A 21857-nucleotide genomic window follows, 5' to 3' on the forward strand; every position below is an offset into this window, starting at 1 on the left:
GGATAGGACGTTGCCACGCTAGTATGGAGGATTAGCTCAGTTGGGAGAGCGTCTGCCTTACAAGCAGAGGGTCACAGGTTCGAGCCCTGTATCCTCCATTGAGCCGTTAGCTCAGTTGGTAGAGCATCTGACTTTTAATCAGAGGGTCGACGGTTCGAGCCCGTCACGGCTCATTCGCTACTTAGTGGGAATCACACGCCGATTTAGCTCAGTTGGCAGAGCACCTGTCTTGTAAACAGGGGGTCGGAGGTTCGAGCCCTCTAGTCGGCATTAACTTAATATTATGCGGAAGTAGTTCAGTGGTAGAACATCACCTTGCCATGGTGGGGGTCGCGGGTTCGAATCCCGTCTTCCGCTTTGCCAATTCTATAATATGCCGGGGTGGCGGAATTGGCAGACGCACAGGACTTAAAATCCTGCGGTCAGTGATGACCGTACCGGTTCGATCCCGGTCCTCGGCACTATACGCACCCATAGCGCAATTGGATAGAGTGTCTGACTACGAATCAGAAGGTTGAAGGTTCGACTCCTTCTGGGTGCATTTAACGGGAAATAGCTCAGCTTGGTAGAGCACCTGGTTTGGGACCAGGGGGTCGCAGGTTCGAATCCTGTTTTCCCGATTTACAATCTAATAATTGTAATCTCTTTTTCGCGGTGTAGCTCAGCTGGCTAGAGCGTCCGGTTCATACCCGGGAGGTCGAGGGTTCGATCCCCCCCGCCGCGATTTGGGTGGTTGTATTGGACCTTTAGCTCAGTTGGTTAGAGCAAGCGGCTCATAACCGCCCGGTCGTAGGTTCGAGTCCTACAAGGTCCATCAGGTCCATCGCTTGATGGTCCCAGGATACTTTCAGCTTTATGGAGGATTACCCAAGTGGCTGAAGGGGGCGGTCTTGAAAACCGCTAGGTCGTTAGCGCGGCGCAAGAGTTCGAATCTCTTATCCTCCTTATATTATCGCGGGGTAGAGCAGTCTGGTAGCTCGTCGGGCTCATAACCCGGAGGTCGTTGGTTCAAATCCAGCCCCCGCAATTTTCTTGGTCCGTTGGTCTAGCTGGTTAGGACGCATCCCTGTCACGGATGAGATCACGAGTTCGAGTCTCGTACGGACCGTTTTTATTTATATAATGGCTCAGTAGCTCAGTTGGTAGAGCAATGGATTGAAGCTCCATGTGTCGGCGGTTCGATTCCGTCCTGCGCCATATTTTGCGGGTATAGTTTAGTGGTAAAACCACAGCCTTCCAAGCTGTTGTCGCGAGTTCGATTCTCGTTACCCGCTTATAATGGGTCTATAGCTCAGCTGGTTAGAGCGCACGCCTGATAAGCGTGAGGTCGGTGGTTCGAGTCCACTTAGACCCATTGGAGAATTACTCAAGTGGCTGAAGAGGCGCCCCTGCTAAGGGTGTAGGTCGGGAAACCGGCGCGAGAGTTCGAATCTCTCATTCTCCGTTTTACACCATGGGTGTAGCCCGTGGTTTTTTTTATGCCACTCTTTAGTTCTTCATTTGTTTATTGACAATAATAATTTAAAATAGTTATTGTATTTTAATCACTGTTTTAGTATAATAGTGATGTTGTCAAAAGATAATGACCCGTTGGTCAAGTGGTTAAGACACCACCCTTTCACGGTGGTATCATGGGTTCGAATCCCGTACGGGTCATTTTATTATCGCGGGGTAGAGCAGTCTGGTAGCTCGTCGGGCTCATAACCCGGAGGTCGTTGGTTCAAATCCAGCCCCCGCAATTTTCTTGGTCCGTTGGTCTAGCTGGTTAGGACGCATCCCTGTCACGGATGAGATCACGAGTTCGAGTCTCGTACGGACCGTCTAAATAAAGGACGTGTAGCAGAAAAAAACGTTTTTTCGTCGTTATATCCTTGTGTAAATTGCTAAAAGAGGCAGTGACAGTTTGTCGCTGCCTCTTTTGCCATCCTGTCTGAAGTAATTACTGTGTATGGTGATCACAAAGCGTACCAATAGCGATGCTTATAAAACGTAAACGGAAGATTTAATATTATACCCGTTCAAATAAAAATCCTGCCAATAAATTACCGCACATGGTAGTCTATTGACAGGATTAAGCAATAAAGCCTTTTAATTCTGATCAACAAAGTAATCCTGGTGATAGAAGGTATTTTGCGGCCCCGGTGTTTGGAACTCTCTTAGAACCCTTGCGCTGCTTCCTTCTGTCCAGTTACTGAGGGAGCCAGCATTTTCCCAGGTAGTTAGCATGATAATTGCACCGGTATGGTCCTGATTACGTAGCAATAAGCCCCCATTGAAGCCAGGCTGATTTGTGAGGTCATCGAGTAGCTGGCTAGCGTGCTTTAAAAGTAGTTTTTCAGGGTCGGTATCCAGGTGGTAAGATTCCAGATGGATGAAGGGACCAAATGAGGTTAGTGAGCCATTTTGTTGCAGGGTTGTGAAACGAATTGGAGTTGAAAAGATAGGTTCTTTACCCGAGAGGTCAAAAAGGGTGCACCGATTTTGGTTAGATGCATCCATGGTCATGACCAGGTGCCGGTCAGAATAGTTTTTAATAAACGGTTCTAAAATACTCTTAGAACCAGATGTATACGAAAGTTGACTTAACATAAGCATATTCTCCCCTTTCAAATCTCTATTTTACTCGTATTCTTTGACATGGGAGCAACAAAAGAATAACTTCTTAAAAAGTTTATTCTTAGCTTTATGTTTGATTAATCGCTTGATAAAAATGTATCCTCAAAAACTAAATATTAAGAAAAAGGGTAGTAATAAAGGAATTTCATCTAGGGTTTATTACTACTAATTTCACTTACAAAAAGTTATGAAAATACCTTTCATTATTTAGAAATGAGGGGTATAATATTTAAAGAGTGATAAGAGTAGGAAAGCAAAAATGAATGGAGGCATATTTATGGTTACACTTTACACGTCTCCGAGTTGTACTTCTTGCCGAAAGGCTCGAAGTTGGCTACAGGATCATAATATTCCCTTTACTGAACGGAATATTTTTGCTGAACCACTAACGATGGATGAGATTAAGAATATCCTCCGGATGACTGAAAATGGAACGGAAGACATTGTTTCAAAGCGGTCAAAGGCATACCAAAACCTTAATCGTGATGTTGATGATTTACCGATGACAGAGCTTTATGAGTTAATTCGAACGACCCCTGGGCTATTGCGGCGTCCGATCATTATTGATAACAAGCGCCTTCAAATTGGGTATAATGAAGACGAGATTAGGCGGTTCTTACCACGAGAAGTTCGAGCCTTGGAGCTAGCAAAAGCTCAACGCCGAGCAAATATGGCGGAATAACCGGTGAAGTAGGATGGCTAGTGCTAGGCCATCCTTTTTTCGTCAGGTCTGGCTTTACTTTTGGCCAGGATTCGTTAAAATTACTAAGTAACGAGTAAGAAAAAACAATGTATAAAATTGGGAGTGAGGGGGCGCAATATGGAAGTTAGAAGAATAGACGATGATACGCTCCAGGTGATGCTCCATAAGGATGAATTAACCGAGCGTGGTATCGGGATCGTCGACCTAATGGGAAATCAGCAGCAAATGGAGGATTTCTTCCAAGAGGTCTTAGATGAGGTCGATCCACAGCATCAATTTTCAATGGACAAGACGGTTCTTTTCCAAGTAATGCCAGTCAACGATGGCATTAAGTTATTAATCACTAAACGCGATAGGGACGACGCCAGTCAAGATTTACAAGATCAAGCCGTTGAGAATATTTCTCGTTTTTTGCAAAATGAGCTTCGTGGTCACGATTTTGATAAGGAATCAAAGGAAAATCTTCGAGCTTCAAGTGATCAGCCAACTGATGACAGCGATGAGATTGCAGCAGCCTTAAATGATCCGAATGTCAAGAAGTATACTCGAGTGGTTAAATTTAGTTCTTTTGAAGACTTTGTATCTCTTGCCAGGATAATCGATACCATCAACATGGCGGCAGATCTGTATAAGTATAATGGCTCCTATCTTGCCGTAGTCACCTTCTTTGAAAACGGTGAGTTATCGCCGGAGAGCGTCAAGGATCGTCTGGCCATCATCTACGAGTATTCTCAGCCAAGCAAGATAGAGGAGCTAGTACTTGCTGAGCACGGTCAGTTAGTTATGGAACATGCTGCCTTTGAATTGGCTCGCCATTACTTCTCGTAAAATTTCGTTAAAGAATTAAATTCCCCCCGTACTTATTAAAGTAAGGAGGGTTTTTTATGTTAGTGGCAAAAAATCAACATGGTCAACTGGTATTGGCTAGTATGACTAACCAAGAGCATCAATATTTTTGTCCAGAATGTGGTGCCTTGTTAACGCTACGCCAAGGGAAGCGGGTTAGTCACTTTGCCCACCGGCCAAACAGTGGTTGCAGGTTTTCCACGGGGGAGAGCGAGACCCATTTATATGGAAAGGAGACACTACGACGTTGGGCACAAAGGCACGGGTGGACTCCTCAACTAGAGGTTGCCTTACCAGCAATTAATCAGCGGGCGGATCTTTTAGTGGTTATCAATAATCAACCGGTTGCCCTGGAGTTTCAGTGTAGCCCACTTAGTGCTAAGCGTTTGGCTGAGCGAACTAAGGGCTACCACCAATTAGGAATTATGGTTCGGTGGATCTTAGGTCCCACCTATGAGCGTCGCCAGTTGCACCGTGAAATTAAGGCACGATTTACTCAGCTAGTTAACGGTCAACCATGTATTACCTTCTGGGAGCCTCGTACAAGCCGTTTTCGCTATGTACACCCTTATTATTGTGATAAGGGTGGTGGTCCACAGTGGTGGGCTCGAGTGAGGGGTGAGACGCAGAACCTACAACGTTATGCTTCTTTAAAAGATGGGTTGGTTCGTCAGGCCTATCAGGCAGACCATCAGTTGGCGGCATGTCCGCTGGTAGCTCACGGACGAGGTGAGTGGTGGCCGCTAACGGTAGAGCAGCCCCTTCGTTGGCGGATTCGTCTCCTTTTAGCTTTGGAGCAGGAGCAAATTGGTAAACGTTGGGCACCCTTACAGTGGCAGGCCTGGTTGGCAACAAAAACGAAATGGCTTGCGCTCCCTGCACTTGACCCCCTTCAACAGCAGAACCTACGGAGTTATCAGTTAAATGAGTTAACTAACGACTTACTTCAGGAAGGCATTATTAAAACTCAGGCTGGTAGCTATGTATATCAGGCACGAGCTCGCTGGTTTGATAATTATGAACAAAAGCTAAATTACCTACACAAAAAAGGAATGACACTGAAGGAAAACCTCCAATGTCATTCCAATCATTAAAATAGTTTACTAATGTGCCCAATGGTTACTAGTTTAGCAAGTTCAATAAGTTCTAAAGTTCGGTTGACGGCTGTGGTGCCTAAGGTGTGGTGACTGCTGATGTCCGTTTTCAATTATCGACAGCAGGCTTTTATAGTCAAAGTTAGGTACCATAGTATCGTAATTGGGGTGGTCGCTATTAAAGATAATGGCGGTGGATGATTCGGCAACGCCCATCTCATTTGCGATCCATTGGTCGTCTTCAAAGGCTTTCCGGCTCAGTTTACCAATGCGGTCCTCTTTAAACATTGCTAGGTCTAAACCGATTTGTTTGGCAATTTGACAGGTAAGGTCTTCGCTATAATTTTGACCCTCACGAATTAATGCGGTTTGAAGCTCCAATAAAAAATGGCGTCCCCGTTTGCGCCCTTGAAAAAGGGCCGCCTTGTAATCAAGGGTTACTTGAAAAAGGGTCGCTGAAACCAGTTGACGATTTGCCAAGGTTGGGGCAACACTATGGGCTTTCATGGTCTGTTCGATGGTACGCATATTGACGAGGGGAATAAAATTATAGGTGAGGTCAAGGTTAGGAAGTTGATTCTTAGCACGTAAAAGGTCATTTTCGCAGTTATAACAGCGGGTTCCTAGCGGGTTGATAAATAATGAGACTTCAAGCACCGATAGGTACCTCCAATCAATTAGTTTCGAGTTTAGGTGGGGCCCTTAACAATGTCATTTTGGCAAATTTAGTAAAACTTGTAAAGTAAATAGATTTGCCGATATCATTTTTGAGACTAATCGGGTCGTTATGATAAAATAGTTGGTAGCTAACGGGAGGGATCGAATGATTGAAGACTGGCATGCATTTTTGCTGCCGTACCAACAGGCAGTTAACGAACTAAAGGTAAAATTACGGGGAATGCGGAAACAATATCAAGAGGGGGCACAACATTCACCAATTGAATTTGTCACCGGTCGGGTTAAACCGGTGGATAGCATTAAGGAAAAAATGGTACGCCGTCACGTAACTGAGGATCGCTTAGAACAAGACATGCAAGATATTGCTGGGCTACGGATCATGTGTCAGTTTGTCGAAGATATCTATGCAGTTGTGGATTTGCTACGCGAACGCAGTGATATCACTATTTTAGAAGAGCGAAATTACGTGACGAACGTTAAGCCCAGTGGCTACCGTTCTTATCATATTGTAATTGAGTACCCGGTTCAGTTAATTACCGGTGAAAAGAAGATCCTAGCCGAGATACAGGTTCGAACCCTTGCAATGAACTTTTGGGCAACGGTAGAACATTCTTTAAACTATAAGTACCAAGGGGACTTTCCGGAAGAGTTGGCGACCCGTTTGCAACGGGCAGCGGCAGCGGCCTTCGAATTAGATCAAGAAATGTCTGAGATTAGAGAGGAGATCCAGGAGGCCCAAAACCTTTTTTCCTATGGTAAATCTTCCGGTTGGGAGCAGGCCAATGGCCGTGACCAAGAAGAACAAAATGATGATCACTAAGCTTTAAGGGGCATAAGAAGAGATGAAGATTGCAGTCTATACCTATCAGTCAACGGAATCTATGCGGGTTCGGCAAGCGATTTTAGATGGGATTCAAGGAACAACGTTGGAATATGATGAGGACCACCCTGATATCGTAATCACGATTGGTGGAGATGGGACCCTACTGTCAGCTTTTCACCGTTACCAACACCTACTAGATCAGGTGCGCTTTGTCGGAATTCATACCGGTCATCTCGGCTTTTACACCGATTGGCGTAATTACGAAGTCCAAGAGCTGTTAAAGAGTCTACAAAATGATAGTGGCCAGTCGGTAGCCTACCCACTTTTGGATATGGAGGCGACCCTTAGCGACGGCAAGGTTAAACACATCGTGGCGTTGAACGAGTCGACTCTTCGCAATATCGTCAAGACCATGGTTTGTGACGTTTACGTTAACGACCAGCTGTTTGAACGGTTCCGTGGTGATGGACTATGTATCTCTACGCCAACTGGGTCGACGGCTTACAATAAATCCGTTGGTGGGGCGATTATGGATCCTAATATTATCGGTTTTCAACTGGCAGAAATGGCTTCGTTAAACAACCGAGTCTTTCGGACACTGGGGTCACCGGTTATCTTTGGAACCGATGCAAAGTTAACCTTCCGTCTGCATGACGACTCATCGGCGGTCTTGACTTGTGACCGTGAACAGATGATGTTAGGCCAAGAACAGTGGCATCTCCAGGAGATCACTTACCGCGTGGCGAAGGAAAAAATTCATTTTGCTAAGTATCGTCACAATAACTTCTTTATGCGGGTTAAGAACTCATTTATCGGGGAGACTTGCTAATGAAATTTCAGTGGCAATACCAGGGCGAAGGTCCCCGGCGGCTACGTTCAGTATTTCGCTCCTTTGGGGTGACCAATTCCCTTCTAAAAGTTGCAATTTTTCACGGTGGTCAGATGCGAATTGGTGATCGTATTGCCTGGGCTATTGACCTCGTACAGCCTGGAGAGACAGTCTGTCTCGTGCTTCCAGATGAACCTGCTAACCCAATTGTTTCAGTTAGTGAAGCTCCCTTTGAAATTGCCTATGAAGACGAGGACTTCCTAGTGGTCAATAAGGCAGCTGGGGTGGCGACGGTACCGGCTCACGGTGTCAGCGTACAAGATAGCCTGGTGAACCGGGTAAAGGGCTATTACCAACGCCAAGGTTATCCCAACCAAGTGACACACGTGGCAACCCGGCTAGATAAGTTTACGTCGGGACTAGTAATTTTCCCAAAGCATCGCTTCGCCCATGCGGTTTTGGATCGACAATTAAAGAGCAGACAAGTAAAAAAAGAGTACGTTGCTCTTGTCACGGGAGCCTTAGGGGCTACGCATGGTTACATTGATGCCCCGATCCGGCGGGATCCTGATTCCTTTGTTAAACGAATGGTGGCCCCGGATGGGAAGCCATCGGCAACCGAATATTGGTGTAAAGAGGTAACAGCAAACGCCAGCGCCGTTCGGATTCGCCTTCATACGGGCCGAACTCACCAGATCCGAGTCCACTTCGCCTTTTTGGGCCACCCGCTTCTTGGTGACGATATGTATGGAACCGGGCAGGGAATGGATCGTCAGGCCCTTCACTGCCGGCTTGTTAGCTTTTATTCCCCCTTTAAACAGGAGACGATCACAGTTTCTGCATCCCTTCCGGATGATTTTGCACAGGGAATGACCTGGTTAAAAATGGGAGAATGTAAAACGGGAGTGTGATAGAAATCTTATGGTCTCTATCGCACTCCCGCTACTATTCAGGTTTTAAATATAGGGGACCTATTTTACCCATTGCTTAACACAGACGGGTTCTGGGCAGGCAACGTCTTGTTGTAAGAGAGTTAACTGACCAGTGGTGGCGTCGCGTGAATACAAGGTTAGATTATCACTGTTTTGGTTGGAGGCAACCAGAAAGGCTTCGTCTTGACTCAATTCAAAGTCACGTGGGAAGTCACCGGCTGTGGTGATTGACTGGGTGTGGCGCAAGGTAAGGTCGTCTTCAACTTTAAAGACGGCAATTGTGTTTTCACCCCGGTTAGAGGAGTAAACGAATCTGCCATCTGAAGAAACGTGAATGGCGGCAGCCCCGTTATGAGCGTTCCAGTCCGCTGGGATCGTATCAATTGTTTGGAGGTGGCTAAAGCTACCCGTCCGCTCATCGTACTTGAGGACTTCTAATTTTGAGCTCAGTTCACCTAAAACGTAGGCAACTTGGCCGTTAGGATGGAAGACAAGGTGGCGTGGTCCGAAGCCAGCTTCGGCTTGGTAGCGGGAGGCCTGAGTCAACTTACCCTCATCACTAACGTCATAAATAACCACTAAGTCCATCCCAAGGTCACAAACCGCAAGACGCTTGTCAGGGGTGAGGTCAGCATAGTGGGCGTGGGGAGCGTCTTGTTCTGGCTTAGGCCCACATTCACCTTGATGGGTCACTTCATCAGTCTTAGTGAGGTGTCCTTCTTGGTCCAGTTTAAAGACAGTTACGGTTCCCTTGTGGTAGTTGGCACTATAAACCAACTGGCGTGTCTGGTCGTAGCCCACGTAAGCAGGCGGAGCGCCGGCACCTAGTTGTTGATCAATTAGGGAGACTACTCCATCAGTGCTCAGTTGGTAAGATGCGATTCCCCCGAGGTTACCATCTTGCTTAACGGCATAAACCCGGTTGTTAACTTGTTGTAGGTAGGCTGGTTTTTGTGATGCAACGACGAGGCGGACATTTTCTAATTTTTTTTGGTCATGATTCAAGGTGACGGCATACATTCCCTTGCTGGTTTTGCTAGTATACGTTCCAATCAAAAAGTCTTCGTTCACAATTGTCACTCCTTTGTTAGTTTCATCACTAATGATAGCAGTCGCCATTAAAAAGCGCTAGGGAAAACAATCTGGTACACTTAGGTAAGTAATAGAAAGGGATAGGTGATGAAGTGAGGAAAATTGAACGGGCCAAGCAGTGGGTTCAAAACCACTCAACGCTTTTTATCTGCCCGGTGTGTGGCGATCCAACACTTACAATTGAGGGGGACTCGTTGGTTTGTTCGGTTGGTCACCGGACGGACTTTAACAAGCACGGCTACCTATATTTTTTAAAGGGAAGGAGTAACGATGAGTATGACCGTAAAATGCTGACCGATCGTCGCCGTTTATTAGAAGCGGGTCTCTTTTCACCAATGGTACAAGCCGTTTGTGGTCAGCTACCCAGTGCCCCAACTACAATTTTGGATGTTGGAACGGGAGAGGGGACGCCTCTTTTACAACTGGCCAAGCTACGGAACAGTCAAGATACTATGGTGGGCTTTGATATCTCAAAGGCGGGGATCCAGCTGGCGGCCCAGCTCGATCTTGAAGCCTTCTTTTGTGTTGCCGATCTGCGTAAGCTCCCCTTTGCAAACGAAAGTTTTGGGGCGGTAGTCGAATTCTTTTCCCCGTCGGATTACAAGGAGTTTGACCGTTTATTGGCACCTGGAGCGACATTAATCAAGGTGATTCCCAATGCTGGATACTTAGCTGAGTTACGGAGCCTCCTGTATGGTGCGGTGGGGCGCCATTCCGTCTATAATAACCAGCCAGTGGTCGATCTTTTTATGGATCACTACCCTAATGCTAAGCAGATCCCAGTCCACTACCAGTTTCCGTTACCAATGGAGCTACGACAGGCAATGGTCGAAATGTCGCCGTTACACTGGGGAAAGGATGCTCGTAAATTAAGTGATGAGGATTTAAAGAGCCTGGCAGCGGTGACCGTCGACGTTACCGTCCTCGTGGCCAAAAAAAAGGTTTAATTTTTTAGCATCTAATGAAGAGTGTGTTAAAATAGCCTTTAGAAATCGTTTAGTAGATGACATCGAGCAATCGTTGGTATTTATTAAAGAGTACTTCATTAAAGCAGCGTTTCGCCGTGGCTACACCGAGACCCTGCTTTTTTATTTTCCAAACTGAAAGGAAACGTCATGACAAACCATATTGTATTATTTGAACCCCTCTTTCCGGCCAACACAGGCAACATCGCCCGGACCTGTGCCGGAACCGACACTACTTTACACCTGATTAAGCCACTGGGCTTTTCGACCGATGATAAGCATATGAAGCGGGCCGGATTAGACTACTGGGACAAGGTAAAGGTTATCTACCATGACGATTTGGTGGCCTTTTTAGATTCAATTGATTTAACCCATCTCTACATTGTCTCTAAGTTTGCCGAACGTGATTACAGTGAGGTTGATTACACGCTTGAAGGGGATCATTACTTCTTGTTTGGCAAGGAAACCACCGGCTTACCGGAAGGATTCATGCGTAAGTACCCTGAAAAGGCAATTCGGATTCCACAAGATGATAGCAATATCCGGGCACTGAACCTTTCTAATACTGCGGCAATTGTGATCTATGAAGCCCTTCGTCAACAAGGTTTTCCCAACTTAGCCCGTGTGCACAAGTATTCCTTTGACAAATTGAAGTAGGGGGTATCATGGTACGCAAGAAACGAACAACCAAGACTAGGCCGAAGGTACAAAATCGGCTGGTCAAAAGCCTAGCCGGGATCTTGGCAATCCTGGTTTTATTAGTAGGTCTGTTTCGGCTAGGCATTATTGGTACTCTGACATTGGGTCTGTTTGAGCTGATTGGAGGTGAGTCGGCCCCGGAGTTGATGGTGGTGGCAATCCTTTATTGCCTGGGACTAACGCTGTATGGGCGTTGGCCACGCTTTAAACCACGGTGGCTGATTGGGGCGCTCGTTTTTTACGCCGGTTTATTATTAAATCTGCATGTTGCGATGTTTAACAGCCTTAACGCCCATAGTAATTACTTATTAACAACTTGGAACAGCCTTAACAAGGCGATCATCAACGGGGACACAACTGTGGCAATTGGTGGGGGGCTGCTTGGCGGGGTCCTGTATAGTGCAACCGTCTATTTGGTGGCCGCCACTGGGGCCCTTGTTTTGGCTTGGCTTTTGATGATCGTTGGGGTTGTGATCTTCTTCGATCTCCCGTGGCATCGGGTAATCGATGGGATCGCAGCGATGCTTACTAATGCTTACCAAAACTATCGGGATAAGAAAAAGCAGTCGGCAAATCAACCACGACGAGTTCAAAAACACTCCCAGCCAGATCTTTTGGAGCGGTTTCGGGATCGTCGCTCGTCGCCAAGAACGGAGGATAAAAACCTTCCGGAGCCCATTGCTGACCAACTAAGGGACGAAAAAGAGCAAGCAACGCAGCCAACCCCTGAACCGGCCCCAAAGATCATGGTTGCCAGCCAGCCTAAGTCAAGCATGCCGGTAAAGTCCACTGACGAAACGGAATTAACCGGGGTAAATGGGCAGGATGACGACCAGGACTATCAACTGCCGCCAACAAGTCTACTGACCAAGGTAGCACCAACGGATCAAACCGCTGACCTCGATGCAATTAAGGCTAACACAAAAACCTTGCAAGAGACCCTGCAGTCATTTGGGGTTCAGGCTACGGTTGAAAACGTTAGTCTGGGACCGTCAGTAACTAAGTATGAGTTGCGACCGGCCATTGGAGTGAAGGTGGCCAAAATTACCCACCTGGCTGATGATCTAGCTTTGGCCCTAGCTGCTAAGGATATCCGAATTGAGGCCCCAATCCCTGGTAAGTCGCTAGTTGGAATTGAAGTCCCCAACCAAAAAATCGCCACGGTTGGCTTTCGGGATTTGGAGGAGGCCGCGCCAAATGATGGGCGTCCCTTAGCGGTTCCATTGGGACGGACCGTTTCTGGTGATGTGATGATTGCTGATTTAACTAAGATGCCGCACCTTTTGATTGCGGGGGCAACGGGGAGCGGAAAATCCGTTGCTATCAACGTAATTTTAACCAGCATTCTGTTTAAGGCTAAGCCTAGTCGGGTTAAGATGCTCTTGATCGATCCTAAAAAGGTAGAATTATCGGTTTACAACGGGATTCCCCATCTTCTTTCACCGGTTGTCTCCGATCCAAAGAGGGCTGCCCGTGCCCTAGCTAAGGTGGTGGCCGAAATGGAACGCCGTTATGAATTATTTGCGGCCTTTGGGATTCGCAACCTAGCGGGGTATAATCAGCGTGTAAGTCAGGAAGACGATGAAGATCACCGCCCACTGCCGCTAATCCTTGTGGTTGTGGACGAATTAGCAGACCTAATGATGACCGTTTCTCACGACGTTGAAGATGCCATCGTACGGATCGCGCAAATGGGACGGGCTGCCGGAATCCACATGATTTTGGCAACCCAGCGCCCATCGGTGGACGTCATTACTGGGTTAATTAAGGCTAATGTCCCATCCCGAATTGCCTTTGCCGTCTCGTCAGGGGTTGACTCCCGGACGATTTTAGATGCTAATGGCGCCGAACGCCTCTTAGGGCGGGGGGATATGCTCTTCCAACCGATTGATAAAAACAAGCCAACCCGGGTTCAGGGAGCGTTTATCTCCGACCAGGACGTAGAGGCAGTTGTCAACTTCATTAAGGAAGAGCGCGCGCCAGAATACGATGAGGAGATGGTAGTTTCAGATGCCGAGATGGAGGCAGCCGAAGAACAAGAAGCGACGGACCCCTTGTTTGATGAAGCCCTCGACTTCGTGACTGATCAACAGCGAGCATCAACGTCAATGATCCAGCGACGTTTCCGGATTGGCTATAATCGGGCCGCTCGGATCCTAGATGAGATGGAGCAACGTGGTTTCGTTTCGCCGGCTAATGGAGCTAAACCACGCGAAGTTTACCGTCAGCCAGAAAAATAGAAAGGAGTGTGACAGAAATCTGTGATTTCGTTGTCATATTTCTGCTAGCGTCAATCAGTTTTCAGTGGGGTCCGGGTGTGGATGCATTTAGAATAAAAAGGACTGTAACAGTTTTTGTTACAGTCCTTTTTTTGCTTAAATCAGTCCCAATGATGCAATGGCTCCGAAGATAAGGGAGCCAAGCATGGCAATCAGCATTAGCCAGACGGCCACCATCGTAATTTTTTGGAACCGGGTCTTCTTTTTCGGCATTGTGTTCACTCCGTTAATTTGTTTTTTTTAGTGTACCGCATTCTGTTAGCCAAGATCAAATTAGAGTTCGATATGTGGTAGAATTAACAGAATTGTATGAGAGGATGCGGTTTGTTTGAAAATGATTATTACCGAACTAGTGATGCTGCTAGGTTATGGTGTGGTGGAAATGCTGGCCAACCGCCTATTGAGGCAAAAAAAGCCGGCTCGCCGGCTTTTGTGGGCCTGGACCATCATACTATTGATAAGTAGCTTTTGGAACCTTGGTTTCTACTGGTTTGCTTATCCGATGATTGGGTGGATGCTGATTGGGATTGGAATGGTTGTTCGCCAGCTAGTGGCCAATCATCAGTTTTTGTATCAGCGGTTCTGGCCGGCCTTTTGGCGTCTGAGTGTGTTCTTTTGGACGGTAATCTTCATACTATCCCTGTTTTCTTGGAACCTCCCCGTTGTATAACTAAACAAGGCCCCCTGCGTGACCGGATAATTCCGACCACTAGGGGGCTTTTTTGTAACTAATGGTAATGGAAACGCAATCTTTAGTATCCATCACTTTTTCTTAAGGAATTAATCATTGGTACCCGTGGTGAGAAGTGGGGGAATGTGGTAGACTGTTGGTGTAGTTTTTAACTTGGGGGGTGAGTCACCGTGTTCATGGGCGAATACACGCACACAATTGACGATAAGGGCCGGTTGATCATTCCCGCCAAATTCCGTTCGCAATTGGGGGATGCTTTTGTCATCACTCGGGGACTAGACCACTGTTTATATGGCTACCCGCTGATCGAGTGGCAAGCCGTTCAGCAACGACTTGCCAGTTTGCCATCAACCAACGCTAGCGCCCGGAAATTGGTTCGTTATTTTTATGCTGCCGCCAGTGAGTGTCAGTTTGATAAACAAGGACGAGTTAATCTGCCTACCAACCTGATACAACACGCCTTTTTAGAGAAGGACTGCGTTGTGATCGGGGTGGCTTCTCACTTTGAAATTTGGGATGCCGACCGGTGGGCAAACTACCAAGATGATGCAGCAAGCAATTTTGATCAGTTAGCAGCTGGTTTTGATGGGCTTAGCTTTTAGAAGGGGAACGAGATGGCAGAATTTAATCACGTAACAGTCTTACTACATGAAGCCGTCGCGGGTCTGGCGATTAAGCCCGAGGGAGTTTATGTGGATGCCACCCTTGGCGGTGGTGGTCACAGTGGTCTCATTTTAAGCCACCTGACTAGCGGCCACCTGTATTCTTTTGACCAGGATGAAACGGCGATTCGTTTCAATCAGGAGCACTTAAAAGAAGCACTGGATAGTGACAAGTTAACACTAATTCAATCTAATTTCCGCAACCTAAGGGAAGCTCTTTTAAAGCAGGGGGTTACTCGAATTGATGGAATCGTCTATGACCTCGGGGTTTCATCGCCCCAGTTTGACGACGCCAAGCGAGGTTTTTCGTACCAACACGATGCGCCGCTTGACATGCGAATGAACCAGGGACAGTCATTATCGGCTTACCAGGTAGTTAACGAATGGTCCTACCAGGAGCTGGTGCGAATTTTATACCGCTATGGGGAAGAAAAGTTTGCCAAGCAAATTGCCCGTTCAATTGAGCGACACCGTCAAAAACAGCCGATTGAAACAACCTTTGAATTAACTGAAATCGTTAAGGAAGCAATTCCGGCAGCCGCTCGGCGGCACGGGGGACACCCGGCCAAGAAGACTTTTCAGGCGATTCGGATTGCCGTTAACGACGAATTAGGGGCATTAGAAGCATCATTGGAACAAGCCTTAAGTCTTTTAAAGATTGGGGGACGAATCTCCGTGATCACCTTCCAGTCTTTGGAAGACCGGTTGGTAAAGGCGATGTTCAAGGAACGAACGACCCTTCCTGAACTTCCACCGGGTCTACCTGTCATTCCACAAGACGCCCAGCCCGATTTCAAGTTAATTAATAAAAAACCGATACTCCCGACTGAAGAAGAGCTTGCTCAAAACCATCGGGCGCACAGTGCTAAACTTCGCGTGATTGAAAGAACCAAATAAAGATAGGTAGTGGAAAAAATGGCATCGAATACAGCACAACAATTAACCAATCCGGCCCAGGACCCGGCCCAGCAGATTCAACCAAGTCCGGCGCCTCAACCCCAGTCAAAACGGGTTCCCTTGTCAACCTTTGAAAAGTTGACAATTGCCTTGGCCTGTGTCCTAGTAATTGGGTTGACGATTTCCTTGGTCTCAACCAAGATTCAGACGACAAGTCGTCAGCAGGTATTACAAACAATTCAGCAAAAGATTGCAACCCAGACCAGTCAAAACACGAGCCAGCGCCAGCAAATTGGGGAATTAACCAGTCAGGATCACTTAAAGAAGGTGGCCAAGAAGTATGGGTTAACGGATTCAAATGCTAGTGTAAGGAACGTTAATAAGTAATGGTCAAGTGGAAGCAAAAAAAACGAACGATAAATGGGGAAAACAGGCGGGACCGCAAGACCTTTGGAATGTGGTTGTTTGTGATTGCGGCCAGTATCTTTATTCTATTTACCGTTCGTTTTAGTTATATTGCCATTTTTAAGGATGTACAAAACCACGATCTCAAAACACGGGCGACCAAACTCTATACCAGTTCACAGATAATTCAGGCTAAGCGAGGGACCGTTTACGATGCCGAAGGGAATCCGATTGCTACCGATACCAGTAGATATACAGTTTACGCTATTTTAGACTCAAATTACCGTTTATCAACTGGTAAACCCTTGTATGTAACCAACAAAAAAAAGACGGCTAAAGTATTAGCTAAGTACCTGGGTTTAAGTGAGTCTCAAGTGGTCAAGATTCTTTCCCCAAGCAGTAAGAAGGTTTTCCAGGTGCAATTTGGAACGGCAGGGTCTGATCTCTCCGTTGCCACCATGGAGAAGATCAAGAAGGCTAACCTACCTGGGATCAACTTTATCCAGACTCCCGCACGTGAATACCCGGAAGGTAACTTTGCAAGTCAGCTTCTGGGGATAACGACGTTAAAGAATAACACCAAGACCGGGACGACCACCCTAGTCGGTAAGATGGGCCTGGAGGGCTACTTTAATAAGCAGCTAACCGGGGCAAATGGTTATCGGACCGTTAAACAAGACGTCTATGGTTATCAACTAGCTGATTCGACTACGAATGGACGTAAGGTAGAGAATGGTGACAACATTACCACCACCCTAAATAACAAGGTTCAACACCAAATGGAAACCTTAGTTACCAAGGTCGAAAGGGCAACCCAAGCCGAGGGGCTAACGGCGGTCGTGATGGAAGCTAAGACGGGAAAGATTATAGCCGCTACCCAGCGGCCGAATATGAACTCGTCAAATCCGTCTTGGACCAACGCTTTGACCCAGGATACTTTTGAGCCTGGGTCAACGATGAAGGTGCTGGCCTTGGCAGCCGCCATTAATAGTGGTCACTTCAACCCCAATGCAACTTATAAATCAGGGACCTTTTCGCTGGGTGGTGGTAAGATTACTGACTGGGTAGTCAGTGGCTGGGGAAACATTACCTATAAGGAAGGTTTCTATCGTTCTTCCAATGTTGGCTTTGCTCATGTGGAACAAAACATGGGTGCTAAAACGTGGATGAAGTACATTAAACGTTTTGGCCTCTTAAAAAAGGTTAACGTGTACGGAATGGGCAACGAGACCGCCGGCTACACCACCTACAAGGGTAAATTAGAGCAGGCCAATACCGCATTTGGTCAGGGAATCACCGTTAATGTGATGGAGCTGATGCAGGCTTTTACCGCCGTTGCCAACAACGGTGAGATGGTTAAACCATACTGGATTGAAAAGATTACTAATCCTAATACCGGTAAAACGGTTGAGAAGACAACGACCACGGTGGTGGGCCACCCAATCTCTTCTTCAACCGCTAAGCAGGTTCGCAAGTATATGCAAGGGGTAATATACAACAAGGTTGGAACTGGGCAGGCCTACAAGGTTGATGGATATCGAATCGCCGGTAAAACTGGGACCGCCCAGATTGCGGGGACCAACGGCTATGAACGGGGGACGAATGATTACATTTATTCCTTTGTTGGTTTTGCTCCGGCTAAGGACCCTAAGTATATTATTTACCTATCGATGAAGAAGCCAAAGAAGTTGACGCAGGCTGCTGAAACTAATCTATCTTCAATATCGACACCGATCATCAAGTACTTGTTGGACCAAGCCAAGCTGAAAGACGAGGGTCAACAAGGGGTCGTTAAGATTGGTAATTACGTTGGTGAGGATGCCCAAACGGCCCAAGCGGACCTGACGAAAAAGAAGATTCAGGTAACGGTGGTCGGCAGTGACAAAAAAATCACCGCCCAATCACTTGAGGCTGGGAAAGAAGCGATCATTAACAGCCGAATGATTCTAATGACCGGTGGGACCATGACGATGCCAGACATCACCGGTTGGTCGCAAGCAGATGTTTCTCGGTTAGCCCAAATAATGAGCTTGAAGATAACTTCGTCGGGAAGCGGCTACGTAAGTAATCAGTCACTCAGTGCGGGCGCTGTTGTTAAGGAGGGCGCAGTACTGAAGGTTACTTATAAGGCAAAGTAAGTGGAAGAGAAGAAAATAATTAATTTGGAGGCAAATGAATGAGTATCTTGGTAGCGGGCTTAACCCTGGTGAGTGCATTTCTAATCACCTTTTTGTTAATGCCGAGTTTGATCCGCTATTTTCGGTCAAAAAAAGAGGGACAACAGATCAGGGAAGAGGGGCCAACTTGGCATGAAGTAAAGGCCGGGACCCCAACAATGGGGGGGCTACTATTTGTGGTCGCCGCCCTCCTGACCTGCTTATGGGTGGGGGCCTGGCAGGGTCTTTTAAACGGGACCTTAGGGGCGCTGTTGTTCACCCTGGTGGCCTACGCATTGATCGGAATGTGGGACGATTCGATCAAAATCTTTAACCATCAAAATGAAGGGTTTAAGCCCTGGCAAAAGTTCTTGGCCCAGGTTATAGGGGCAATGATTTTTGTGGTTATTTACCAGCACGAAGGCTTTCAGATGGGCTTTGGGCTGAGTGATTGGGGTTGGTTATATGCTCTGTTCAGTATCTTTTGGATGGTTGGGTTTTCTAATGCCGTTAACTTAACGGACGGCCTGGATGGACTAGTAACTGGGCTGGCAACAATTTCCTTTGCTGCCTACCTAATCCTCGCCCTAGTTCAGGGGCAGGCCGAAGTGGCACTCTTTTGTTTAGCCATGATCGGCGCGCTACTAGGCTTTTTCCCCTTCAACCACAAGCCGGCTAAGATCTTCATGGGTGACATGGGATCTCTGTCGTTGGGAGCTAGTCTGGCTGCCGTGGCGCTCTTGTTACACCACGAGTGGTCACTTTTGATCATCGGGATCGTTTATGTCTTAGAAACCCTGTCGGTGATCTTGCAGGTAACCTACTTCCGGCGAACCGGCAAGCGTCTTTTCAAGATGACGCCAATTCACCACACCTTTGAAATGATGGGGTGGAGCGAATGGAAGATTGATGGCGTTTTTTGGCTGGTTGGATTAATCGCTAGTGCCCTTAGTGTGGCAACAATTTTATTTTTTGGATAATGATTTGAGTATTTGAGGTACGATCGTGAAGCAAATTAAGGATTATCAAGGTAAGAAGGTTCTAGTTCTCGGGTTTGGGATTAGCGGGATCAACGCCGCTAAGCTACTGGTAAAGCTGGGAGCAACGGTGGTTGCAAATGATAAGCAGGTTCCTGAAGATCCCAGTGTGGTTGAAGGGTTAAAGGCCGCCGGGATTAAGACAATTACGGGGGAAAACCCGCTTAGCTTGAGCGAAGAAGGGTTTGACTTGATGGTTAAAAACCCAGGAATCCCATATGATACACCGTTGGTGGCGGCCTTTGTCAAAAGGGGCACCCCAATCATTACTGAACTTGAGTTGGGGGCCAAAATTTTTGAAGGGCGCCTAATCTCTGTAACTGGTTCCAACGGGAAGACGACAACGACGACTCTTCTGGAGCAAATGATTGCCCAGGATAATCCGAACCGGGTTGCTTACGCCGGCAACATCGGAGTTTCATTTTCAAAGGTTGCCCAAGAATTGGGGAAAGACGATACGATTGTGACCGAGGCCTCGAGCTTTCAGCTCCTTGGCGCCCCGACCTATCATCCTCACATTGCCGTAATCACTAACATCTTTGCTAACCACATGGACTACCATAAGACGCGTCAAAATTATATTGATGCCAAGCTTGGGATCACCCGTAACCAGACTAAGGACGATTACCTGGTGATTAACTGGGACAACGAAGAATGGCAGGAACTTTCCAAGCGTACTAACGCTACGGTTGTTCCGTTTTCTCGTTTGGACAAGTCCGAAGAAGGGGCCTACCAACGCGAAGGTGATCTGTACTGGAAGAATGAAAGGATCATGGCCGCTAAGGATGTGACCATGATTGGTCCTCAAAACATCGAGAACGCCTTGGCAGCTATTGCGGCAGCTAAGGTGGCCGGGGTGAAAAATGAAGCAATTGTTCGGGTTCTGACTACCTTTACTGGGGTCCGGCACCGCCTCCAGTACGTAATGGAATATGAGGGACGCCGTTTTTACAACGATTCAAAGTCAACCGACATTGAAGCAACCGAAGTGGCTCTGCAGGGCTTCAGCCAGCCGGTAATTCTTTTAGCTGGGGGACTTGACCGGGGTTACAGCTTCGAACGCCTGGTTCCGTACTTTAAGCAACACGTCAAGGCACTGATTGTCTTTGGTGAGTGTAAGGATAAGATGAAGGAAGCGGGTCAAGCGGCTGGAATTAAAACGATTATTGAGAGTCAGGATGTAGTTACGGCGGTTCCAGAAGCTTGGAAGCTAAGCGAATCAGGGGATGTTATCTTGCTTTCGCCAGCTAATGCCAGTTGGGACCAGTTCCCAAACTTTGAGATCCGTGGGGATCGCTTCATTGAAGCAGTTGAAAAGCTAACGGGTAAAAAGGAGGAAGACTAATGCGGTTAATGGTTTCCGGTGGGGGAACTGGGGGACATATCTACCCGGCTTTGGCCCTTATTGAACGCTTGAAGCAGGTTGAACCTGATACGGAGGTCTTGTATGTTGGGGCAGCCCGCGGTCTTGAGACTAAGATTGTCCCTAAGGCCGGCTTAAAGTTAGAGACCATGCGGGTACAGGGGTTCCGGCGTAGCCTGTCCCTTGAGAACTTTAAGACCGTTTACCTCTTCCTGAAGGCTGTTTCACAAGCGAAAAAACTGATTAAAGATTTTCGCCCTGACGTGGTTCTTGGAACTGGAGGTTATGTTTCCGGGGCGGTCCTCTATGCGGCCGCTAAGATGGGAATACCAACGGTCATCCATGAGCAAAATTCCGTCGTGGGGGTGACCAATAAGTTTTTGGCCCGTTACGTTGATGAAGTTGCGATTGCCTTTGAGGCGGCAAAAGGTCAATTTGGCAAGGCATCTGTGACAATGACTGGGAACCCGCGGGCTCAACAAGTTGTTCAGCGGACCAACTCGACTTACTCGTGGAAAAAAGATGGCTTAAAGGATGGGGTTGCGACCATGATGATCTTTGGTGGCTCTCAGGGAGCCCCGAAGATCAACCAAGCGGTAGTTGAGGCCATTCCAACCTTTAACCAGCAGCCCTACCAGGTTATCTTCGCGACTGGGCAAAACCGTTATAACGATGTAATGGAGCTTTTGAAGGGGCAGTCAATTGGTGAAAACGTCAAGGTAGTTCCGTACATTAATGATATGCCCGATAAACTCCCTCACGTTGATGTCCTGGTGTCACGAGCGGGAGCAACCACGATCGCTGAGGTTACGGCCCTGGGAATCCCAACGATTTTGATCCCATCACCGTACGTAACGGCTAACCACCAGGTCAAAAACGCGGAGGCTTTGGTGAAAAAAGGGGCTGCACTGATGATCCTAGAAGATCAATTGGATGGACGTTCCTTAATTTCGCAGGCAAACCACTTAATGAATGACACTGTAGCCCGACAGAAGATGGCTGATAATGCTAAGCAGGTTGGACACCCAGACGCAAGTGACCAATTAATCGCCGTTTTGAAAAAGGCAATTTCCGACCACTATAAGTAATA

The 21857-nt window shown here is 47.2% G+C and carries 21 protein-coding genes and 19 tRNA genes; 36 read left to right on the plus strand and 4 right to left on the minus strand.

The genetic code is table 11. The annotated features are described in order from the left end of the window. Nucleotides 1-25: 25 nt before the first annotated feature. The 19 genes from AOQ57_RS04410 (at nt 26) to AOQ57_RS04500 (ending at nt 1820) form a co-directional block, all read left to right on the plus strand. Nucleotides 26-98, plus strand: a tRNA-Val gene (locus tag AOQ57_RS04410). Between the two features lie 2 nt (nt 99-100). Further along, a tRNA-Lys gene (locus AOQ57_RS04415) sits at nt 101-173 on the plus strand. A 24-nt stretch (nt 174-197) separates the two neighbouring features. Beyond that, nucleotides 198-270: transfer RNA gene (locus AOQ57_RS04420), tRNA-Thr, on the plus strand. A gap of 15 nt (nt 271-285) precedes the next feature. Next, nucleotides 286-357: transfer RNA gene (locus AOQ57_RS04425), tRNA-Gly, on the plus strand. An 18-nt stretch (nt 358-375) separates the two neighbouring features. Continuing rightward, nucleotides 376-461 (plus strand) — tRNA-Leu (locus AOQ57_RS04430). A 6-nt stretch (nt 462-467) separates the two neighbouring features. Beyond that, nucleotides 468-541: transfer RNA gene (locus AOQ57_RS04435), tRNA-Arg, on the plus strand. A 5-nt stretch (nt 542-546) separates the two neighbouring features. Continuing rightward, nucleotides 547-620: transfer RNA gene (locus AOQ57_RS04440), tRNA-Pro, on the plus strand. 30 nt (nt 621-650) lie between these two features. Next, nucleotides 651-724: transfer RNA gene (locus tag AOQ57_RS04445), tRNA-Met, on the plus strand. 16 nt (nt 725-740) lie between these two features. Next, nucleotides 741-814, plus strand: a tRNA-Ile gene (locus tag AOQ57_RS04450). Nucleotides 815-857: 43 nt separating this feature from the next. Then, nucleotides 858-945: transfer RNA gene (locus AOQ57_RS04455), tRNA-Ser, on the plus strand. A gap of 8 nt (nt 946-953) precedes the next feature. Continuing rightward, nucleotides 954-1027 (plus strand) — tRNA-Met (locus tag AOQ57_RS04460). A 7-nt stretch (nt 1028-1034) separates the two neighbouring features. Further along, nucleotides 1035-1108 (plus strand) — tRNA-Asp (locus tag AOQ57_RS04465). A 16-nt stretch (nt 1109-1124) separates the two neighbouring features. After that, nucleotides 1125-1197 (plus strand) — tRNA-Phe (locus tag AOQ57_RS04470). Nucleotides 1198-1203: 6 nt separating this feature from the next. Continuing rightward, nucleotides 1204-1274, plus strand: a tRNA-Gly gene (locus AOQ57_RS04475). 6 nt (nt 1275-1280) lie between these two features. Continuing rightward, nucleotides 1281-1354: transfer RNA gene (locus AOQ57_RS04480), tRNA-Ile, on the plus strand. A 2-nt stretch (nt 1355-1356) separates the two neighbouring features. After that, nucleotides 1357-1444: transfer RNA gene (locus AOQ57_RS04485), tRNA-Ser, on the plus strand. A 140-nt stretch (nt 1445-1584) separates the two neighbouring features. Next, nucleotides 1585-1656: transfer RNA gene (locus AOQ57_RS04490), tRNA-Glu, on the plus strand. 9 nt (nt 1657-1665) lie between these two features. Continuing rightward, nucleotides 1666-1739: transfer RNA gene (locus tag AOQ57_RS04495), tRNA-Met, on the plus strand. Between the two features lie 7 nt (nt 1740-1746). Further along, a tRNA-Asp gene (locus tag AOQ57_RS04500) sits at nt 1747-1820 on the plus strand. Nucleotides 1821-2088: 268 nt separating this feature from the next. Here AOQ57_RS04500 and AOQ57_RS04505 read toward each other — a convergent pair. Next, the gene (locus AOQ57_RS04505; RefSeq protein ID WP_093625600.1) at nt 2089-2589 is read right to left on the minus strand and encodes an antibiotic biosynthesis monooxygenase family protein; all 501 of its coding nucleotides are present in this window, start codon (nt 2587-2589) and stop codon (nt 2089-2091) included. A 304-nt stretch (nt 2590-2893) separates the two neighbouring features. Between AOQ57_RS04505 and spxA the strand changes: the two genes are divergently transcribed. The 3 genes from spxA (at nt 2894) to AOQ57_RS04520 (ending at nt 5259) form a co-directional block, all read left to right on the plus strand. Next, a complete protein-coding gene (spxA, locus tag AOQ57_RS04510) occupies nt 2894-3298 on the plus strand; it encodes a transcriptional regulator SpxA (protein WP_093625602.1) in 405 nt (134 codons plus the stop codon). A 138-nt stretch (nt 3299-3436) separates the two neighbouring features. After that, complete coding sequence (locus AOQ57_RS04515) at nt 3437-4147, plus strand: adaptor protein MecA (RefSeq protein ID WP_093625604.1); 711 nt, start codon at nt 3437-3439, stop codon at nt 4145-4147. A gap of 56 nt (nt 4148-4203) precedes the next feature. After that, the gene (locus tag AOQ57_RS04520; protein ID WP_093625606.1) at nt 4204-5259 is read left to right on the plus strand and encodes a competence protein CoiA; all 1056 of its coding nucleotides are present in this window, start codon (nt 4204-4206) and stop codon (nt 5257-5259) included. A gap of 42 nt (nt 5260-5301) precedes the next feature. Here AOQ57_RS04520 and AOQ57_RS04525 read toward each other — a convergent pair whose 3' ends face one another. Further along, nucleotides 5302-5916 carry a DsbA family protein gene (locus AOQ57_RS04525; protein ID WP_093625608.1) on the minus strand — a complete coding sequence of 205 codons (615 nt, stop codon included), beginning with the start codon at nt 5914-5916 and terminating at the stop codon, nt 5302-5304. Between the two features lie 166 nt (nt 5917-6082). Here AOQ57_RS04525 and yjbM point away from each other — a divergent pair, with 166 nt between their 5' ends. The 3 genes from yjbM to AOQ57_RS04540 are packed head-to-tail and all read left to right on the plus strand — an operon-like array spanning nt 6083 to nt 8500. Next, nucleotides 6083-6757, plus strand: a complete 675-nt coding sequence (gene yjbM, locus AOQ57_RS04530) for a GTP diphosphokinase (RefSeq protein ID WP_093625610.1) — start codon at nt 6083-6085, stop codon at nt 6755-6757. Nucleotides 6758-6779: 22 nt separating this feature from the next. Beyond that, entirely contained in the window at nt 6780-7589 is an 810-nt protein-coding gene (locus AOQ57_RS04535; protein ID WP_093625612.1) for an NAD kinase, read from the plus strand. Continuing rightward, nucleotides 7589-8500, plus strand: a complete 912-nt coding sequence (locus tag AOQ57_RS04540) for an RluA family pseudouridine synthase (protein WP_093625614.1) — start codon at nt 7589-7591, stop codon at nt 8498-8500. The genes AOQ57_RS04535 and AOQ57_RS04540 overlap by 1 nt, the downstream gene beginning before the upstream one ends. 60 nt (nt 8501-8560) lie before the next feature. On the opposite strand, the gene AOQ57_RS04545 is transcribed toward AOQ57_RS04540, so the two are convergent. Next, on the minus strand, nt 8561-9592 hold the full coding sequence (locus AOQ57_RS04545) for a lactonase family protein (RefSeq protein WP_093625616.1): 1032 nt from the start codon (nt 9590-9592) through the stop codon (nt 8561-8563). A 113-nt stretch (nt 9593-9705) separates the two neighbouring features. On the opposite strand from AOQ57_RS04545, the gene AOQ57_RS04550 reads away from it, so the two are divergent. From AOQ57_RS04550 to AOQ57_RS04560, 3 genes are all read left to right on the plus strand, one after another. After that, nucleotides 9706-10560, plus strand: a complete 855-nt coding sequence (locus AOQ57_RS04550) for a methyltransferase domain-containing protein (RefSeq protein ID WP_093625618.1) — start codon at nt 9706-9708, stop codon at nt 10558-10560. A 168-nt stretch (nt 10561-10728) separates the two neighbouring features. Next, entirely contained in the window at nt 10729-11235 is a 507-nt protein-coding gene (locus tag AOQ57_RS04555) for a tRNA (cytidine(34)-2'-O)-methyltransferase (RefSeq protein WP_093625620.1), read from the plus strand. An 8-nt stretch (nt 11236-11243) separates the two neighbouring features. After that, entirely contained in the window at nt 11244-13517 is a 2274-nt protein-coding gene (locus tag AOQ57_RS04560; protein ID WP_093625622.1) for a DNA translocase FtsK, read from the plus strand. A 135-nt stretch (nt 13518-13652) separates the two neighbouring features. Here AOQ57_RS04560 and AOQ57_RS04565 read toward each other — a convergent pair whose 3' ends face one another. After that, on the minus strand, nt 13653-13769 hold the full coding sequence (locus tag AOQ57_RS04565) for a DUF4044 domain-containing protein (RefSeq protein ID WP_093625624.1): 117 nt from the start codon (nt 13767-13769) through the stop codon (nt 13653-13655). A gap of 115 nt (nt 13770-13884) precedes the next feature. Between AOQ57_RS04565 and AOQ57_RS04570 the strand changes: the two genes are divergently transcribed. From AOQ57_RS04570 to murG, 8 genes are all read left to right on the plus strand, one after another. Next, on the plus strand, nt 13885-14226 hold the full coding sequence (locus AOQ57_RS04570; RefSeq protein WP_235789004.1) for a hypothetical protein: 342 nt from the start codon (nt 13885-13887) through the stop codon (nt 14224-14226). Between the two features lie 191 nt (nt 14227-14417). Continuing rightward, on the plus strand, nt 14418-14849 hold the full coding sequence (mraZ, locus tag AOQ57_RS04575; RefSeq protein WP_093625626.1) for a division/cell wall cluster transcriptional repressor MraZ: 432 nt from the start codon (nt 14418-14420) through the stop codon (nt 14847-14849). A gap of 12 nt (nt 14850-14861) precedes the next feature. After that, complete coding sequence (gene rsmH / locus AOQ57_RS04580; RefSeq protein WP_093625628.1) at nt 14862-15806, plus strand: 16S rRNA (cytosine(1402)-N(4))-methyltransferase RsmH; 945 nt, start codon at nt 14862-14864, stop codon at nt 15804-15806. 18 nt (nt 15807-15824) lie between these two features. Next, nucleotides 15825-16193 carry a cell division protein FtsL gene (gene ftsL2 / locus AOQ57_RS04585; protein WP_093625630.1) on the plus strand — a complete coding sequence of 123 codons (369 nt, stop codon included), beginning with the start codon at nt 15825-15827 and terminating at the stop codon, nt 16191-16193. After that, on the plus strand, nt 16193-18349 hold the full coding sequence (locus AOQ57_RS04590) for a penicillin-binding protein (protein ID WP_093625632.1): 2157 nt from the start codon (nt 16193-16195) through the stop codon (nt 18347-18349). Before ftsL2 ends, AOQ57_RS04590 begins: the two co-directional genes overlap by 1 nt. 38 nt (nt 18350-18387) lie before the next feature. Continuing rightward, nucleotides 18388-19347 carry a phospho-N-acetylmuramoyl-pentapeptide-transferase gene (mraY, locus tag AOQ57_RS04595; RefSeq protein ID WP_093625634.1) on the plus strand — a complete coding sequence of 320 codons (960 nt, stop codon included), beginning with the start codon at nt 18388-18390 and terminating at the stop codon, nt 19345-19347. A 25-nt stretch (nt 19348-19372) separates the two neighbouring features. Next, a complete protein-coding gene (gene murD, locus AOQ57_RS04600; protein ID WP_093625635.1) occupies nt 19373-20749 on the plus strand; it encodes a UDP-N-acetylmuramoyl-L-alanine--D-glutamate ligase in 1377 nt (458 codons plus the stop codon). Further along, on the plus strand, nt 20749-21855 hold the full coding sequence (murG, locus tag AOQ57_RS04605; protein ID WP_093625637.1) for an undecaprenyldiphospho-muramoylpentapeptide beta-N-acetylglucosaminyltransferase: 1107 nt from the start codon (nt 20749-20751) through the stop codon (nt 21853-21855). Before murD ends, murG begins: the two co-directional genes overlap by 1 nt. Nucleotides 21856-21857 lie beyond the last annotated feature (2 nt).

This window comes from Limosilactobacillus gorillae (assembly GCF_001293735.1).
Taxonomy (GTDB): domain Bacteria; phylum Bacillota; class Bacilli; order Lactobacillales; family Lactobacillaceae; genus Limosilactobacillus; species Limosilactobacillus gorillae.

What these genes read in the sequence shown, in the direction of transcription:
- AOQ57_RS04565 (WP_093625624.1), bottom strand. Translation starts at nt 13,769, where the DNA reads ATGCCGAAAAAGAAGACCCGGTTCCAAAAAATTACGATGGTGGCCGTC.
- ftsL2 (WP_093625630.1), top strand. Translation starts at nt 15,825, where the DNA reads ATGGCATCGAATACAGCACAACAATTAACCAATCCGGCCCAGGACCCG.
- AOQ57_RS04540 (WP_093625614.1), top strand. Translation starts at nt 7,589, where the DNA reads ATGAAATTTCAGTGGCAATACCAGGGCGAAGGTCCCCGGCGGCTACGT.
- murG (WP_093625637.1), top strand. Translation starts at nt 20,749, where the DNA reads ATGCGGTTAATGGTTTCCGGTGGGGGAACTGGGGGACATATCTACCCG.
- mraY (WP_093625634.1), top strand. Translation starts at nt 18,388, where the DNA reads ATGAGTATCTTGGTAGCGGGCTTAACCCTGGTGAGTGCATTTCTAATC.
- spxA (WP_093625602.1), top strand. Translation starts at nt 2,894, where the DNA reads ATGGTTACACTTTACACGTCTCCGAGTTGTACTTCTTGCCGAAAGGCT.
- rsmH (WP_093625628.1), top strand. Translation starts at nt 14,862, where the DNA reads ATGGCAGAATTTAATCACGTAACAGTCTTACTACATGAAGCCGTCGCG.
- AOQ57_RS04535 (WP_093625612.1), top strand. Translation starts at nt 6,780, where the DNA reads ATGAAGATTGCAGTCTATACCTATCAGTCAACGGAATCTATGCGGGTT.
- AOQ57_RS04560 (WP_093625622.1), top strand. Translation starts at nt 11,244, where the DNA reads ATGGTACGCAAGAAACGAACAACCAAGACTAGGCCGAAGGTACAAAAT.
- AOQ57_RS04515 (WP_093625604.1), top strand. Translation starts at nt 3,437, where the DNA reads ATGGAAGTTAGAAGAATAGACGATGATACGCTCCAGGTGATGCTCCAT.
- AOQ57_RS04590 (WP_093625632.1), top strand. Translation starts at nt 16,193, where the DNA reads ATGGTCAAGTGGAAGCAAAAAAAACGAACGATAAATGGGGAAAACAGG.
- AOQ57_RS04505 (WP_093625600.1), bottom strand. Translation starts at nt 2,589, where the DNA reads ATGTTAAGTCAACTTTCGTATACATCTGGTTCTAAGAGTATTTTAGAA.
- AOQ57_RS04555 (WP_093625620.1), top strand. Translation starts at nt 10,729, where the DNA reads ATGACAAACCATATTGTATTATTTGAACCCCTCTTTCCGGCCAACACA.
- AOQ57_RS04520 (WP_093625606.1), top strand. Translation starts at nt 4,204, where the DNA reads ATGTTAGTGGCAAAAAATCAACATGGTCAACTGGTATTGGCTAGTATG.
- yjbM (WP_093625610.1), top strand. Translation starts at nt 6,083, where the DNA reads ATGATTGAAGACTGGCATGCATTTTTGCTGCCGTACCAACAGGCAGTT.